The 15451-nt window shown below is 58.7% G+C and carries 14 protein-coding genes; 6 read left to right on the top strand and 8 right to left on the bottom strand.

Annotated elements, in window-relative coordinates; all coding sequences use genetic code 11:
- Window positions 1-11: 11 nt before the first annotated feature.
- The 4 genes from G3A56_RS08725 to G3A56_RS08710 all read right to left on the bottom strand — a co-directional run bounded on the left by G3A56_RS08725 (window position 12) and on the right by G3A56_RS08710 (window position 1146).
- The gene (locus tag G3A56_RS08725) at window positions 12-332 is read right to left on the bottom strand and encodes a hypothetical protein (protein WP_164056250.1); all 321 of its coding nucleotides are present in this window, start codon (window positions 330-332) and stop codon (window positions 12-14) included.
- On the bottom strand, window positions 329-637 hold the full coding sequence (locus G3A56_RS08720; RefSeq protein ID WP_111797784.1) for a hypothetical protein: 309 nt from the start codon (window positions 635-637) through the stop codon (window positions 329-331). Before G3A56_RS08720 ends, G3A56_RS08725 begins: the two co-directional genes overlap by 4 nt.
- A gap of 1 nt (window position 638) precedes the next feature.
- Window positions 639-833, bottom strand: a complete 195-nt coding sequence (locus G3A56_RS08715; RefSeq protein ID WP_246230916.1) for a hypothetical protein — start codon at window positions 831-833, stop codon at window positions 639-641.
- Between the two features lie 73 nt (window positions 834-906).
- A complete protein-coding gene (locus G3A56_RS08710; RefSeq protein ID WP_080841924.1) occupies window positions 907-1146 on the bottom strand; it encodes a hypothetical protein in 240 nt (79 codons plus the stop codon).
- 55 nt (window positions 1147-1201) lie between these two features.
- Between G3A56_RS08710 and G3A56_RS08705 the strand changes: the two genes are divergently transcribed.
- Complete coding sequence (locus G3A56_RS08705) at window positions 1202-1408, top strand: hypothetical protein (RefSeq protein WP_164056249.1); 207 nt, start codon at window positions 1202-1204, stop codon at window positions 1406-1408.
- Between the two features lie 3 nt (window positions 1409-1411).
- Here G3A56_RS08705 and G3A56_RS08700 read toward each other — a convergent pair whose 3' ends face one another.
- Complete coding sequence (locus G3A56_RS08700) at window positions 1412-6556, bottom strand: beta strand repeat-containing protein (RefSeq protein ID WP_137067521.1); 5145 nt, start codon at window positions 6554-6556, stop codon at window positions 1412-1414.
- 338 nt (window positions 6557-6894) lie between these two features.
- Between G3A56_RS08700 and aqpZ the strand changes: the two genes are divergently transcribed.
- Window positions 6895-7620, top strand: coding sequence for an aquaporin Z (gene aqpZ / locus G3A56_RS08695; RefSeq protein WP_035241567.1), 726 nt, complete (start codon window positions 6895-6897; stop codon window positions 7618-7620).
- Between the two features lie 52 nt (window positions 7621-7672).
- A complete protein-coding gene (locus tag G3A56_RS08690) occupies window positions 7673-7966 on the top strand; it encodes a hypothetical protein (protein ID WP_035227544.1) in 294 nt (97 codons plus the stop codon).
- Between the two features lie 202 nt (window positions 7967-8168).
- Here G3A56_RS08690 and G3A56_RS08685 read toward each other — a convergent pair whose 3' ends face one another.
- Window positions 8169-10106, bottom strand: coding sequence for a glycosyltransferase family 2 protein (locus tag G3A56_RS08685; protein WP_164056248.1), 1938 nt, complete (start codon window positions 10104-10106; stop codon window positions 8169-8171).
- Window positions 10107-10276: 170 nt separating this feature from the next.
- Here G3A56_RS08685 and G3A56_RS08680 point away from each other — a divergent pair, with 170 nt between their 5' ends.
- Entirely contained in the window at window positions 10277-11038 is a 762-nt protein-coding gene (locus G3A56_RS08680; RefSeq protein ID WP_082183673.1) for a transporter substrate-binding domain-containing protein, read from the top strand.
- Window positions 11039-11050: 12 nt separating this feature from the next.
- On the opposite strand, the gene uppX is transcribed toward G3A56_RS08680, so the two are convergent.
- Window positions 11051-12343: a Wzx-type polysaccharide biosynthesis protein UppX gene (gene uppX / locus G3A56_RS08675; RefSeq protein WP_003493725.1), complete on the bottom strand. Its 1293-nt coding sequence runs from the start codon at window positions 12341-12343 to the stop codon at window positions 11051-11053.
- Between the two features lie 293 nt (window positions 12344-12636).
- On the opposite strand from uppX, the gene uppY reads away from it, so the two are divergent.
- Window positions 12637-13932, top strand: a complete 1296-nt coding sequence (gene uppY / locus G3A56_RS29315) for a Wzy-type polysaccharide biosynthesis protein UppY (protein ID WP_082183675.1) — start codon at window positions 12637-12639, stop codon at window positions 13930-13932.
- 25 nt (window positions 13933-13957) lie between these two features.
- Entirely contained in the window at window positions 13958-14710 is a 753-nt protein-coding gene (locus G3A56_RS08665) for a polysaccharide deacetylase family protein (protein ID WP_082183676.1), read from the top strand.
- A 65-nt stretch (window positions 14711-14775) separates the two neighbouring features.
- Here the strand turns inward: G3A56_RS08665 and G3A56_RS08660 are convergent, their stop codons facing one another.
- Entirely contained in the window at window positions 14776-15429 is a 654-nt protein-coding gene (locus tag G3A56_RS08660) for a S24 family peptidase (protein WP_003493732.1), read from the bottom strand.
- Between the last annotated feature and the right edge of the window lie 22 nt (window positions 15430-15451).

The following is a 15451-nucleotide window of genomic DNA, read 5'->3' as shown; positions in this document are numbered from 1 at the left end:
CCCTACCATTGTCAAAAGCCGTCTGGTTCGCCGGGCGGCTTTTTGCGTTTGAGGGCCATCCGCTGGGTCAGCGCCTCCTTGCGGCGCGCCCTCTCGATTTCAAGCGCTTTGGCGGCGGGTGAGTCTCGCGGCGAATGATCCGGGCTTAAATTAGCTTGCCCTAACCCGTGGCAATACTGGCACCTCCAGCGCCTGTTGATGTAGCTTTGCTCGGGTGGCATCATCTCTAGATCGACTTTGACGACGCGGCTACACGGCGTGCAGTAGGCCGTCACGGTGTAGCAGTTGACCCACAAATAACCATAGGTGCCGGGCTGCGGCTCATAGTTCATGGCCAGTCCCTCTTTGCGCGCGCCAGAACGAAACTGTTTTTCTCGCGATTGCCGCAGCCAAGACACCTCAAGAGCGGTTCCATGGATATGATGGGCCGGAATTTTCCATAACGACGCTGTAGCGCCCACCTGTCCAACATACCGACGCGTTTGCAGCGCCAGCATTGCGCGCCGACGACATACCATTGCGGCAGATCGGCCAAGGTCGCCGAGTGATCGCGCTGCGGTACAAAAATGCCTGTCGGCTTTGGTGGCATGTTGTCATTATTGCCGCCGGTTAGATCGATGCCGCGACGATGGCGCATGTCATTCTCGTTCGGCGCTCGGCTTCCATCCGCGTGTATATCCCCGGCCCATCGCTGCGACGGCGATGGATAGCTGGTTTTGCAGATGGTGGATTTCGTCTAGCAAGGTTTCCACGGCGGCAACAGCATTGCCGTCATGGCACTGAATGACATAGGCCGCGATATCGTCCGGCTGTTTGATTGCGTTCGGGCGCACGTTTCCAATCTCCTGTTTCAGAGCCGCAAAGTTTCCCCTGTCATGAAAAGGCGCGCGCCCCCGCGCCGGTAAATCAGTCTGGCATAAGGTCGGCAATTTGGCCGTGCTGGACCAGCAGGCGAGGGTTAGCCATGCTGCCGCTTTCTTCGTCCACGGTAACGGCGTATGCCGCAACGCCGATATGACGCGGTGCCATGGCGCTAGCAATTTTTTCAGCGGATGCTTGGCTGGTTGCGGGTCGCATGTCGCCCGGCACAATGCCTCCGCGTCCCTTTTTGAACTGTACTACGATGATCTTTTCGGCGTCTGACATATCTCTTGCTCTCTCGTTTGTTCTATAAATGTTCTCATTTTAGAAGAGAGTCAATATGGAGTGGCTCCGCCATGTTTTAGGACTGGCAAAGTTTTACAGCGCTATTGAAAACATTGAGAGAATTTTGACGCGAGAAAACGAGTTTTACCCGCAAGTGCTTGAAATTCCTGACATAGATCGAGCTTCCCAAGCTGAATACGAGGGTTCGATTCCCTTCACCCGCTCCAGCTATCTTTCTTTACTCCAGCATGCGTCGCACTGAAGGTCATGCGTTCAGGTAGGACAAAATCGCAGCAGCGACGTCTGGCGACTGTTGAGACGTCGCCTGCGTCGTCGACGTGTCGGCTACGGTGGATGAGGCGATGGTTTGGGCGGAGCTGCTGACTGGATCGTCGCTGTTCAAAGCCACGACCTGCGCTGAACTCATGGCGGCGATCTGACCCGGTGTGAAGGCCGCCGCCTGCGAGGCCGTCAATGCGGCGAGCGCGCTGGTGCTCAATCCCGAGATCGCGTTTGAACTCAAGCTGATGATTTGCTCGGTGGACAATGCGGCGAGATCGTCTCCGCCAAATGCGGCTGTCTGCAGCGATTTAAGGGCGCCGACCTGCGTCAATGTCAGGGCTCCGATTTGCGCGGAACCCATTGCCGCCACCTGGCCGTAGCTCAGCGAAGCCACCTGGCTTGTCGTCAGTGCGCCTACACCCTGAGAGGAAAGGGACGCTATGACGCCGGTGGAAAGCCCCCTGATCGCCGACGAGTTGATCGCGGCGAGTTCCTCGGTGGTAAAGGTTGCCAGACCTTCCGCCGTCAACCCTGCTAGTGCGGCTGAACTCAACGCGGCGATCTGGCCGGTGGTGAGTGCCCGGATCTGCTCCTTGCCGAAAGCGCCGATCTGGTCGCTGGTCAATCCGGCGACGCCGGCTGTACTCAAGGCCGCAACGTCAGTGGAAGACAATGTGGCGATGAAGTCGGTAGACAATCCCCTTATCGCGTTCGAGCCAATCGCAGCGAGTTCCGCCGGCGAGAAGGTTTTCAGCATGGCCGGAGACAGGCCCGTGAGCGCCTCCGAACTCAACGATGCGATGTGGCGGGTGGAGAGCGCTTCGATCTGCCCACCACTCAGGGCGCCGATCTGTGCGCCGCTGAAGCCGGATGCAGCCAGAGCATCGAGAGCCGCTATCTGGGTTGCCGAGAATGAGGCGATGTGGGCGGGGCTGAGGACGGCAATCTGTCTGGAGGTGAGGGCACTAACCTGGGCATTGCTCAGGGTGTTCAACTGGCTACTGGTCAAGACGGCCACCTGCCCGGTGCTCAGCCCACTGATGGCATCCGGGCTCAATGCTGCGATCTGCGCTGCCGTCAGCGACGCTATGGTCTCCGTTGAAAGACCCGCGATCGCATTCATGCCGATTGCAGCCAGCTCGGAATTGGTAAATGTGACCAGATCATCGGCGCTGAGGGCCACGATCTGTTTCGAGTCGAGCGCGCCGATCTGAGCGCCGGTCAGAGCCTCGACCTGATCGTTGCTCAACGCCACAATCTGATCGCTGGTCAGGCCTGTTATGCCCGCCGTGCTGAGAGCGGCGATCTGGGCTGTTGAAAGCGAGGCGATGTCATTCGTGCCTAGCGCTGCAATCTGTTTGGAGGTGAAGGCGCCGATTTGGGCGTTGCTCATGGCCTCTACCTGGCTGGTGCCGAGCGCGCCAATTTGGTCGATGGTCAGGCTGGCTATCGCCGCCGTGCCGAAGGCGGCGATCTGTGCGGTCGTCAACGAAGCGATCGTGGTCGTCGACAAGCCGGGGATCGCATTCAGGCTGATTGCGGCCAGCTCCGCGGTCGTGAAAGTGCTGAGGTCATCAGCACCGAGGGCGGCAAGCTGTTTGGAGCTGAGAGCGCCGATCTGGGCACTGGTCAGGGCCTCGACCTGATCGGCGCTGAGCGCCGCGACCTGATCGGTGGTCAGGCCAGTCACACCCGCTGTGCCGAGAGCGGCGATCTGGTTTGCCGAAAGCGAGGCGATGTCGTCTGTACCCAGCGCTGCAATCTGTCTGGAGGTGAGGGCGCTGACCTGGGCGCTGGTCAGGGCGCCCACCTGATTGGTCCCGAGGGCTGCAACCTGGTCGGTGGTCATGCCCGATATTGCCGTGCCCAGCGCTGCGATCTGAGCCGTCGTCAGCAAAGCGACCGTTGCTGTCGACAGACCCCGGATCGCTGTGGAGCTGATTGCAGCCAGCTCGGCGGCGGTGAAGGTGTTGAGATCATCAGGACTGAGGGCGGCAATCTGTTTCGAGTTAAGCGCGCCGATCTGAGCGCTGTTCAGAGCCGCGACCTGATCGGTGGTGAGGGCGTCAATCTGATCAGGGGTGAGGCCCATAATCCCCGCAGCGCTGAGAGCGGCTATCTGGCTTGCTGAAAGCGAGACGATATCGTCCGGGCGCAACGCCGCAATCTGTCTGGAGGCGAGGGCACGGATTTGGGCATTGGTCAGCGCGTTCACCTGACCGCTGGTCAAGGCGGCCACCTGCCCGGTGCTCAGTCCACCAATGCCAGCGGAACTCAGGGCGGCAATCTGCATCGTCGTCAAGGAGGCTATGGTCTCCGTTGACAGGCCGGGGATGGCGCTGGCGCTGATCGCGGCAATATCCCTGGCGGAGAATGTTGCAATGTCCTCCGTGCTCAAGACGGCGATCTGTTTCGAGGTGAGAGCGCCGACCTGTGCGGTGGTCAAAGCCTCCACCTGTGCCGTCGTCAAGGCGGCAATCTGCGCGGTGGTCAGCGCGCCGATGCTTTGTGCGTTGAGAGCCGAAATCTGACCCGTTGTCATGGAGGCTAGGGTCTCGGTCGACAGACCTTGGATCGCGTTTAAGCTGATCGCGGCAATATCCTTGGTCGAGAATGTTGCAATGTCATCCGTGCTCAAGACGGCGATCTGCTTCAAGGAGAGCGCGCTGACCTGTGCAGGGGTCAGGGCAGCCACCTGAGCGGTGGTCAGGGCGGCGATCTGCGCCGTGCTCAGTGCACTGATGCTTTGCGTATTCAGGGCGGCGATCTGCGCCGTCGTCAGGGACACCATCGTTTCGGTCGACAAGCCCGGGATCGCCGTCGAACCGATGGCGGCAATCTCCCTGGGTGTGAATGTCGCGAGATCATCCGTGCCCAGTGCCGAAATCTGCGTGGAATCGAGATTGACAATCTGCGCGCCCGTCAGGGCGCTGGCCTGACCGGTGCTGAAGGTCGCCAGCTGCTCGGCGCTCAGTCCCATAATGCCTGCGGCACTTATGGAAGCGATCTGGTTTTTTGAAAGAGCAGCTATGTCGTCTGTGCCCAGACCGGCAATTTGCGCCGAGCTTAAGCTTGCCATCTGCCGGGTGGTCAGACGTGAAATCTGATCGGTGCTCAAAGCGGTGATCTGACTGGTTGAAAGTCCCGCGATGCCTGCGGCGCTTATGGCCGCGATCTGGACCGGCGAAAGTGATTTTATGGTGTCCTCGCTCACGGCCGCGATCTGCGCCGCGCTGAGCGCGCTGATCTGGACTGCGGTCAAGGCCGAAAACTGACCGACGCTCATGGCGGCAATCTGATCGGCGCTCAGGCCCCTGACACCCGCTGCACCCAACATTGCGGTTTGGCTGGTGGAGAGGACCGTCACATCGCTGCCAAGGGCAGCGACCTGCGCCGAACTCAACGCTTTAAGCTGCGCGGCGGAGAGAAGGCCGACCTGATCGCGACTGAGGGCTTCGACCTGATCGGTGGTCAGGCCCGTGACTGCGCTGGCGCTTAGAGCAGCGATCTGATCTCTGGTCAGCGCGGCGATAGCATCCACGCTCAGGCCCGGCAGGGCCTTGTTCGTGATTGCCGCGACATCAGCGGTCGAGAATGTCATCAGCTGCTCCAGACGCAGGGCCGCGAGTTGCGTCGAACTCAGCGACCTCACCTGCGCGGAGGACAGGGCCTCGACCTGACTGGTGCTCAAGATGTCGATCTGATCTGCTGTCAGGCTTGCGATCACGCCGGCGTTCAGGGCGGCAATCTGGGCGGTCGACAGGAGTTCGATCTGAGTGGCGTTCAGGACTTGAAACTGCGCTGCGCTGAGGGCGTTGAGCTGGGCTGTCGTCAAGGCTGCGATCTGATCATCGCTAAGCGAAGCGATCGCCTCCGTACCCAGGCGGAAGATTGCTTTGCTGTTGATCGCCGCGATATCAGCGGTGGAGAAGGTTGCTATATCCTCGGCGCCGAGGGCGGTGAGTTGCGCCGCACTCAACGCCTTCACCTGCGCCGGTGACAGGGCCTCGATCTGGCTCGTGCTGAAAGCCGAAATCTGTTTCGTCCCGAGTGCGGCAATCTGAGCCGTCGTCAAGGCTGCGATCTGATCGGTACTCAAGACTTCGATCTGATCGGTCGTCAGGCTTGCAATTACGCCCGTGCTGAGGGCAGCGGTCTGATCGGGGGTAAAGCCTGATAGCGCCTGCGTGCTCAGGCCCGGCACGGCTCTGGCCGTCACCGCCGCGAGGTCGGCGAGGGAGAAGGCCGCTATGGCATCCGTGCTGAGCACCGCGAGTTGCGCCGAACTCAGCGCCATCACCTGCGCCGGCGACAGGGCTTCGATCTGGCCGACGCTGAAGGCCGCGACCTGTGTCGTTTTGAGTGCGGCAACCTGAGCTGCCGTCAATGCGGCGATCTGATCGAGGGACAGGGCGGCGACACTATCCGTGGTCATGCCCGGCAGGGCCTTGGCGTTGATCGCCGCAATATCGGCGGTCGAGAAGGTTGCTATATCCTCCACGCTGAAGGCCGCGAGTTGCGCCGAATTCAGCATCCTGATCTGTGCGGGCGACAGGGCTTCGATCTGACCTGGACTCAAAACCGCGATCTGATCGGTCGTCAGGCTCGCAATGGCGCTTATGTTCAGAGCCGCGATCTGATCTGGGGTAAGCGCTGCGATCGCCTCCGTGCTCAAGCCGGGCATGGCTCTCGCGGCTATCGCCGCAATATCGGCGGTCGAGAAGGTCGCTAATTCCTCCGCGCTGAAGGCCGCAAGTTGCGTTGCTTTGAGGGCGCTCACCTGGGGCGCGGTCAACGCCTCCGCTTGATCGACCGTCAGCGCATCGATCTGCGTGGTGGTGAGCGCAGAAATCTGACCCGCACTCAGGCTCTTGATGGCGTATTGATCGAGGATGTTCAGCTGATCCAACGTCAAACCGATGATGGCGCCCTGTGAGATGGCGCTTAACTGTCGGGAGTTGAGGACTTTGACATCCTCTGCATCCAGTGCCGCGACTTGATCGGAAGAAAGCGCTTTAATCTGAGCCGTGGAAAGCGTCGCCACCTCATCGGTTGTCCAGGCTGCAACTGCTGCTGTCGAAAGATATTTGATCTGATTGACATTCAGGGAAGAAATGATCGAAGTCATGTCCGGAAAATCCTAAAGGCTAAGGCCAAATTCTCAACAGCAACAAATGATTTATTTGCCAATACCCCGAAGAGCGTCCGTTCAAGTCCATCACTTTGCAAAGGCTCATTACGCAATCGGGCTTGCCTGAGCCTGAAGTTGCTAAGCGTCAGCCGATCTCACCCTGCGTTGTCTTTTTGAAACGCTTCAGGCGCTGGTGTGCGAGCAGAGGCAGAGGAACGCTGTGTCGTGCGGGAGCGCATTGACGCCCTGGCAGTCGCGTGAATATGCGATTTAGCTTGACTACTATTAAATTGCACGTAATAGTTGATGCAGTCGTAACATGATGGGGAAATGTTATGAGTCGCAAGCTTCTTTCGGAATTTCTGGGTACCTTTTGGCTCGTGTTCGGAGGCTGCGGCAGTGCGGTTTTTGCCGCTGCTTTTCCTGAACTCGGCATTGGTTTTCTTGGTGTCGCTTTCGCTTTCGGCCTGACGGTTTTGACCATGGCCTATGCGGTTGGCGGCATTTCGGGCGGTCATTTCAATCCGGCCGTTTCCGTCGGCCTGTCGGTTGCCGGTAAATTTCCGGCAGCGAACCTCCTGCCCTATATAGTGGCGCAGGTTCTGGGGGCGATTGTCGCGGCCGCGGCGCTTTATGTCATCCTTACAGGCAAGGCAGGGGCGGACATTGGCGGTTTTGCCGCCAATGGTTATGGTGAACATTCGCCGGGTGGTTATTCTCTCGTCTCGGCGCTGCTGATCGAGGTCATCCTGACGGCCTTTTTCCTGATCGTCATTCTGGGATCGACGCATGGCAGGGTTCCATCCGGCTTCGCGCCGATCGCCATCGGTCTTGCCCTCACCCTTATTCATCTGATTTCCATTCCGGTCACCAACACATCCGTCAATCCGGCCCGCTCCACGGGGCAGGCCTTGTTCGTCGGTGGATGGGCGGTGCAACAGCTCTGGCTGTTCTGGCTCGCTCCGATCCTCGGCGGCGTCATTGGCGCCGTGGTCTGGAAAATCTTTGGCGAGGAAGAGAAGGCCGGCCACGCCGGTACCGTCCAGCCTGCGCAGACATGAATAAGAGGCTTTGTTTCCCCGAATGGTCGGGGAAACAAGTGAGGAGGATGACATGGATCTTACTTCGATATTGGCCCAAATCGTTGGTGGTGCGGTTGGCGGCACGGCAGGCGGAAAGATACTGAAGGATTCCGATCTCGGTTCGCTCGGAAACCTGATCGCCGGCGCCATCGGTGGCATCGGCGGCGGAACGGTTCTCGGATCGCTGCTCGGGACTGCAGGCACGGCGGCAGCCGGCGGCGTGGATATCGCCGCTCTTGCCGGCCAGCTCGTTGGTGGCGGTGTGGGCGGTCTGATCGTCCAGGTCATTGTCGGCCTGATCAAGAACAAGCTCGTCGCCAAATAAAGTTTTCAGCCGCTTCGGTGGCGAAGTGAAAGACCTTGCCGGGAGACAAGCCTCGTTCGGCAAGGCATTTTAAGTATTGCCGCTGCTATAGCGGCATCGCCGTCGAAGCCGGAATGGTTTTCCGATTGCGGAAGCGCGGACTGAAAGTATTCCATGTATCGTGAGAAAGCGCGAAGTAAGCGCTTCCCCCGGCTATGTCTCGTCACGCCGCATCTTTGACGACAGGCACATGCGGCGTCTTGTTCCAGACGAAAGGTCTGGTTTTCAGCTCCACCACGGCGCGCCAGGCGGCAACAGACATCATCAGCCAATAGAGCGGGATTGCCATCCAGCGACGTCCGATCTGTTGTTTTTCGTAGGCTATCATCCTGTTTCGGCCCATCAGCACGAAGATGGCGTAGCTGCCGAAAATATTCAGCGTATCGATGAGAAATAGAGCCCCCTGCCAGGAAAGTAGCATATCCGCGCCATTTTCACGGATCGCCACGACCATGAAAGCGAAGGAAACGAACAGCAGGGGATGCGTTAGCGACGACAGGAGCATCCCGCCGATCAGTAACTGAAAGACCGTATAGGCACCCCATCCCATGTGGCGTGCGGTCGTGAAGGGCGCGCGGGTCATCACCAGCCAGCTTTGCAGCCAGCCCTTGTACCATCGCGCACGCTGGTTCAGCCACACGGGAAGCGAGGTCGGCGCATCCTCCAGCGTCTGTCGCCGGATGACACCGCAGCGATAACCGAGCCTGTGCAGCCTGAGGCCCATATCGGCGTCTTCCGTCACATTGTACGGGTCCCAGGCGCCGACCCGGCGCAAGACGGCGGTGCGGAAATGGTTGGAGGTGCCGCCAAGCGGCAACGGCAGCCTGTGCGCGGCGAGAACGGGCAACATGCAGCGAAAGAGACCGGAATATTCCAGTGCGAAACAGGCGCTGAGCCAGGAGGAGCGCGCATTGCTGATGATAAGCGGCGCCTGCAGGCAGGCCACCTCTTCCGGCTGGTCGTGAAAGGCGGCATGGGCTTCGCGCAATTGCTGCGGATGCGGTCGGTCTTCGGCATCGTAAACGGCAACGAATGTGCCGCGTGCGCCGGAGAGTGCATAGGTCAGCGCCTTGGGTTTGGTGCGCGGCAGGGACGGCGGAACCCTTATGATCTCCACATGCGAACCCGGATTTGTCCGCTGGATAGCCTTAATCGTCGCGGCGTCGTCCGCCTCGCAGACGAGCTTGATGTCGAGCCGGGATTTGGGCCAGTCCAGCCGATCCAGCGCACCGACAAGCTGCTCGACGACCGCTTCTTCGCGATAAAGCGCCACGAGAATGGTGTAGACCGGCAGATCTCCGTCCTGCGGGAGCGGGACGATGGTTTTTGCATCGTTTTCTCTGGGCGCATGGACGAGCGCAAAAAGCCTGAAAAGCAGGGTGGAAAGATAAAGCATTGTCAGCGTGACGTGAATATAGACCAGGGTCGCCTGCGTATAAAACAGCAGCGACAGAACGAGCAGGGTAACGAGGACACCGCTTGTAAAACCCTGCTGCCCTTGCAGCGTGATTCTGGCCGAATGCTGCGGCGCCGCGTTGAAAAGCCGATGTCGCGTGTCCTGGCAGCGGCGCGCCTCGCCCGCCTTCCAGATTGCGCCGCGCATCGCCTTCGGTGTGGTCACAGCCAGTTCGTCGAAAAGCTGCGGACGCTGATCGAGCATGCTTTTCAGCAATTCCATCCGTGCCAGTTCCGGCACGATCAGCAGCATCGGTTTGCCGTTCAGTGATGCCAGCCGCAGAAGCCGTGGTTCGGCAAGTTGCACGTCCAGATGTTTGATGTCTGATACCCGGCCGGGATCGATTTCCGCAAGAAAAGGCAATCGCAAAAATCTGGCAAAGGCGCCGTAATAGGCATCCGCATCGACAAGACCGCTTGCCAGCAATTCGTCTTCCACGGTCGAGCCGTTTTTCAGGGCCCGTTCTTCGAATGTGCTGATATAGGGCTTGCCAAACCCCAGCGAAGAGAGAAAGCGCGTTGGTCCGGGCTCGTCCTGTTGGGGAGCCATCCAGAGCGGATTGTCACCAATGAGCGAAAACGCAATTTTTCGTCCCGCCGGCGTCGTGCGAAACGATTCTCGTGTATACTGCCTAAAATAATCCATGCATCGCCGCCGCTGTCATGGTAACGCGCCAATTCCTGCTACGGACAGTATAGATGAGAATGACGAATGTAACGCGGAATGTAAGTCTTGTTTTTACTTTAGTTGTCGCTTTACAATTTGTTGGCTTTTTTAGCAAAGTTCATGCGGAAGGTCTGTCGGACGGAAACCGCATGCCGGTGCTGTTTGATGCGCAGGAGCGGTTTCCGGGCGGCGATCTTTCTTCCGTTCCCCGCATCAGGTTTCTGATGTCGGTCGATTTCCCACCCTTCAATTTTACCGATCAGGAAGGCCGGCTTGCGGGTTTTCATGTCGATCTCGTGCGTGAAATCTGTGCCCAGCTGAAGGTTGAAAGCAAATGCCAGGTGCAGGCGCTGCCGTTTGACGAGCTGGAAGCGGCCCTCGAGATGGGGGAGGGGGAAGCGGTGATTTCCGGTCTCGCCACCACCGCCGATCTACGCAAGAGTTTCACCTTCTCACGCCCCTATCTGCTATTGCCCGCCCGCCTGGCCGTCAACAAGGCGGGGAAATTCACCGGTTCCGGCGCTGAAGCCCTCTCGGGAAAAAAGGTAGGCGTTGTCACGGGTTCGCGGCACGAGCAGATGCTGAAGGCATTTTTTCCAAAGGCCGCGGCTGAAGGTTTCGAGGGCTATGAACCCATGTACGACGCGTTGAAGACGGGCAAGGTGGACGCCGTTTTCGCCGATGGTCTGCGCCTGCCTTTCTGGGTTTCAGGAAGCGCGTCCGAAGGCTGCTGCTCGCTCTTCGGCGGGCCTTACATGTCCGACAGATTTCTTGGTGAAGGCCTGTCCATCATGGCTGTCGATCCGGACAATGTGCTTGTGCCGGCCTTTGATCAGGCGCTTGCCGCACTTTCCCGCAACGGCCGGCTGGAAGAAATCTACCGGCGTTATTTCCCCTATGGGCTTTATTAAAGAAAGCGCCGTCTATTTGGCAGGTGCAAAGGCCTCATCGTTGCGCCGCAGGCGCAGAAGCGCGATCCAGACGGCCGCGGCAATAGCGGATTCCACCAGGAAATAGCTGCCGATCGTTCCCGAAATGCTGAAGAACCAGGTGAAGACGGCGACGACAACGGAGCCGATAAGGTTGCCGCTGTTCCAGATCTTGGCGCGAATATCCTGCCGCCCGGATGCACCGAGTGCTTCAAGCGCCGTCGCCGCCACCGCCATCGGTAAAACGACCCAGCAAAGGACACGGGTAATGATGGGCAGCGAGACATATTCGTCGCCGAACAACAGGGGCAGGAAAGGCGCGATGATGAAGATCGCCAGCGCGCTGCCAACTGCGATAACGAGCGCCGCCTTCAGCACATTATAGGCGCGTTCTATGGTCTTTCCGATGCCCTGCAGAGCGGCCGAGGCCGAACCCGGATAGATCAGGCGGTTAAGGGCCTCCACCGAGAGGTAGGAGCTGTCGAGAATCCGCCGGGCGATGGAATAGCTGCCCAGGACCTCGGCGCTGGCAATGGCGCCGAGAACGAGAATATCGGCATTGCCGCGCACGGCCTTGAACAGGAACTGGGTGGAGAACAGAATGCCGATGCGGATTTCATCGCGAACGATCCGGAAAACCGGCTTGCCAAGCCTGCCGATCGCCTTGACCGAGATCACCGTCGCAATGGCGTGGGCGGCAAGGTTCCACAAGGCCCAGGCCTCGACCGTTTCTATCTTGAAGATGAGGCAGGCAACCACGGCGGCAATCGTGCGTGCGACGGCGAACATCACTTCCAGCTTGTTGGCTGAAGCGAAGTCGGAATGGGCGATGAAGCTCTGCGTGGAAAGCGAAATGACTTTCAGAAGAACGAGGTTCGTTATCAGGATCAGGAAGGTGGTGATGAGTGTATGCAGCAATGTTTCCGACGTCGGGAAAAACACCGGGATCGTCACCATGCCGATGAAGGTCAGTACCACGCCTGTCGCCGCACTGAGAAGATAGCTGTGGCCGAGCATGACGGGAAACATGCTGCGATCCTGCGCGACGCGGCGGATCAGAGATTCCTGCGAACCGATGCCGCAGATCTGCACGCCAAGATTGGTGACGGCCGTGATCGACGCATAGAGCGCGAATTGTTCGACGCCGAGATGACGGGCAAGCAGGGCGAATGTCAAAAGCTGGGCGGCGCTGGACATCAGCAGAGCCCCGCCGGACGCCATATAGGTCAATCCCAGTCTGACTAGATGGCCGAGCCGCGGCGTATTGAACGACACCTCATTCTCCATGTTTTCCGACATTGCCGGACGCATTCAAAAAATGACTGCCCTGCTTTGTAATATTTGGCGAACTGAAAGCCGGCGTCCGGCCAGTAATCTGAATGCCGGTGAACCGATGAATGACAGTTTCTTCTGTCTTAGCCTTCTTTGAGGTAAGAGAGGGTTAAAGCAATTACACAATAATGATGATAATGACTGTTTATGGTTGTTTGGACAGGGCCTGGTTTCAAAAAAAGGGTTTCGTCGTTCGTCCCAGAGCAGACCATAGATGATCCGATTATCCGTTCTCCGTACAGGCGACCATGCCGCGTTTTGCTGATACCCAGCCCATTTCTGCGCCAAGCAATGCCATGTCGCTTACGGGCAGCCGTCGTGACGCGATTTTTTTCGTCGGCACGATGCTTTATATCTGGATTTCCGTTGCCCCATTTGAAAATCTCGCGGCTGCGCCGGTGCCACATGCGGCCGCAAACCAGCTCACCGGGCTTGTCATTGCTTTGATTTTGGGTGTTTTTGCCCTGCGCCACCGGCTGACAGGACTTTTGCTGCGGCCGCGTCTGCCCATCCTCCTGTTGTTTTTCTGGCTGGTGATCTGCTCGGTGCTTGGCGAGCAGCCGGGGACCTCGCTGCAACGCCTGATCTTTACGGCCCTTCTCTGTTTCATCACCAGCGTCCTCGTCGTCATGCCCCGGGACCGGCGTCAATTTGACCGGATGATGGCCATCTTCGCCATCATCCTGCTGGCGCTCTGCTATTTCGGGGTGCTCTTTCTGAGCTCGCGCTCGATCCATCAGCCCTACGATCTCGATGAAACGTCGCTTGCGGGCGATTGGCGCGGCATCTTCAACCACAAGAACGCGGCTGCTCCGGCCATGATCATTCTTTTCATGGTCGGGCTTTACCTGCGTAATGCCTGGTCGACGGTTGGCGGTATCGCAATCACGCTCCTGGCAGGTTTCTTCCTCTGGAAAACCAATGGAAAAACCGCGGCGATGCTGTTGCCAGTCACCATCGCGCTGATCTGGATTCTGGAAAGACATGCAGGCCGCACATTGCTGATGATCGGCGGCCTTCTGGCCTTCTTCAACATCCTCGCAGTCGGCTCCACCTATTTTCCGAGCATACAGAATCTGGTCGAAAGTCTGGGGATCGATTCCACCTTTACCGGCCGAACGGACATATGGCGTCTGTCCTTCGACACCTTTGCGCAATCGCCGATTTTCGGGCAGGGTTTCCAGGCATTCTGGACGAGCAGCGCGCTCCTGTCGCAGGCCGATATCTCCGAAACCTGGGCGGTCACGGCCTCCCATGCCCATAACGGCTATGTAGAAAGCCTGCTGAATGGCGGCCTGCCGGCCTTTATTCTCATAGTCATATGGCTCGTCATCATACCTGCAAATGATTTTCGTATAGCGGTGGAAAGGGGAACCGATCCGGGATTGACGCGGCTTTTTGCCCGAATTTGGGTGTATGCACTGCTTTCTTCGTGTATTGAGAGTAATTTCTTTACTGGAACTGGGCCTATCTGGTCTTCTCTTCTGATCGCAATCTATTGTTTGAGGCATCAGGCTTACGACATACTTGAACAAGGGCAGTAATTTGCAGAAAGGCCGGGGGCTATGCATGGCGCAAAAAATCGGGACATTTGCGGACCGGATCAATAATCGGCTCGTACGCTATTTTCCGGGACCGGCGGCTCGGATCGAGACATCCGAACCGATCGTCTCCTTCACATTCGACGATGTACCCGCAACCGCCTGGACAAAGGGCGCACGCATACTGGAAAACGAGGGTGTTTGCGGGACGTTTTACATTGCGGGCGTTTTCATCGACACGCATGATGAGCAGCAGGAGATGATCTCCACGCAGGGCTGTTCGGAACTGGCAGCGGCCGGCCACGAGCTAGCCTGCCACACCTATTCTCACCGCAAACTCTCAAGCTTTTCGCGGCGCGGGCTTGAGGAGGATCTCGATCGCAACGAAAGCGTGCTCGGATCATTCAACCAAAATGGGCATAAACGGAATTTTTCCGTTCCCTTCGGCATGGCCTCACCCCTCATGCAACCATTGTTGCGGCGCAGGTTCAGGACGGCCCGTGGCATCACGGCCGGCATCAACCGGGGCAGCATCGATCCCTATAATCTGGCTGCGGTGGAATTGCGGCCCGATCAGAACTATCTCAACGCTGCCGATCGCTGGCTTGAGGATGTTTTGCAAAATGGCGGCTGGCTCATCATTTTCACGCATGATGTCTCGCCTGCGCCGAGCTTTTACGGTTGCCCGGAAGACAGGTTGCAAGGCCTTGTCCGCAGGGCGGTGTCCGGCGGTGCGAAGGTCATGCCGGTTGATGCCGCTGTCAGCGCACTCAGCCTGTAAAGGGATATTGGAGGCAGGGTGCGGAGAGGGTAGCGATGTAAGCGGGAGGCCCGCACGCTCATTGCCTATTGGCTGGCCCAGATGATGCGGGCGATCCATTCCACCTCGGCCATGTCGAAGCTGCGGTTCGGATGTTCGGGGTTGAGCGAAAGAAGCTCGATATTCTTGGGGCTTTGCCGCGCCAGCACCTTGGCCATCACTTCGCCGTCGCGGCTTTTCAGCACCACGCGGTCGCCGCGCCGCACCTGCGCGCCCGGCTCCACGATCAGGATGTCACCATCGCGGTAAAGCGGCATCATGCTTTCGCCCTGTACCTCCAGCGCATAGACGCCCTGCTTGCGTTCGGGAGAAGAGGGGAATTCCACCACATCCCAGCCCTGACCGGCCGGAAAACCACCATCATCGAAGAAGCCGCCGGAACCCGCCTGCGCAAAACCGAGCAGGGGTATGGCATTGTCCGCGCCGGAAGGCTGCATCGTCTGGGCGGCCTTGCCAAAAGCATAGCCGAAAAACTGGTCGACGCTTGCCCCCGTCGCCTCCAGCACCTTGGAGACGGATTCCGTCGAAGGCCAGCGTTTGCGGCCATCCGGGCCGAAGCGCTTCGATTTGTTGAATGAGGTCGGATCGAGACCGGCGCGCTTCGCCAATGCCGAGGGCGTCAGCTCATGGCGTTTGGCAAGCGTATCGATGGCGCCCCAGATCGTCTCGTGTGACAGCATGGTAAGAAAGCCCGCAGGTGGA

This window comes from Rhizobium oryzihabitans, from assembly GCF_010669145.1.
GTDB classification, from domain to species: Bacteria; Pseudomonadota; Alphaproteobacteria; order Rhizobiales; family Rhizobiaceae; genus Agrobacterium; species Agrobacterium oryzihabitans.
The sequence above is the reverse complement of the archived record's forward strand: the minus strand, read 5'-3'. Positions and strand labels throughout refer to the sequence as shown.

Bases quoted from the DNA above. Each gene is read 5' to 3' on its own strand.
- G3A56_RS08725 (WP_164056250.1), bottom strand. From the start codon at position 332: ATGAACTATGAGCCGCAGCCCGGCACCTATGGTTATTTGTGGGTCAAC.
- G3A56_RS08720 (WP_111797784.1), bottom strand. From the start codon at position 637: ATGCGCCATCGTCGCGGCATCGATCTAACCGGCGGCAATAATGACAAC.
- G3A56_RS08710 (WP_080841924.1), bottom strand. From the start codon at position 1,146: ATGTCAGACGCCGAAAAGATCATCGTAGTACAGTTCAAAAAGGGACGC.
- G3A56_RS08705 (WP_164056249.1), top strand. From the start codon at position 1,202: ATGGAGTGGCTCCGCCATGTTTTAGGACTGGCAAAGTTTTACAGCGCT.
- G3A56_RS08700 (WP_137067521.1), bottom strand. From the start codon at position 6,556: ATGACTTCGATCATTTCTTCCCTGAATGTCAATCAGATCAAATATCTT.
- aqpZ (WP_035241567.1), top strand. From the start codon at position 6,895: ATGAGTCGCAAGCTTCTTTCGGAATTTCTGGGTACCTTTTGGCTCGTG.
- G3A56_RS08690 (WP_035227544.1), top strand. From the start codon at position 7,673: ATGGATCTTACTTCGATATTGGCCCAAATCGTTGGTGGTGCGGTTGGC.
- G3A56_RS08685 (WP_164056248.1), bottom strand. From the start codon at position 10,106: ATGGATTATTTTAGGCAGTATACACGAGAATCGTTTCGCACGACGCCG.
- G3A56_RS08680 (WP_082183673.1), top strand. From the start codon at position 10,277: ATGCCGGTGCTGTTTGATGCGCAGGAGCGGTTTCCGGGCGGCGATCTT.
- uppX (WP_003493725.1), bottom strand. From the start codon at position 12,343: ATGGAGAATGAGGTGTCGTTCAATACGCCGCGGCTCGGCCATCTAGTC.
- uppY (WP_082183675.1), top strand. From the start codon at position 12,637: ATGCCGCGTTTTGCTGATACCCAGCCCATTTCTGCGCCAAGCAATGCC.
- G3A56_RS08665 (WP_082183676.1), top strand. From the start codon at position 13,958: ATGGCGCAAAAAATCGGGACATTTGCGGACCGGATCAATAATCGGCTC.
- G3A56_RS08660 (WP_003493732.1), bottom strand. From the start codon at position 15,429: ATGCTGTCACACGAGACGATCTGGGGCGCCATCGATACGCTTGCCAAA.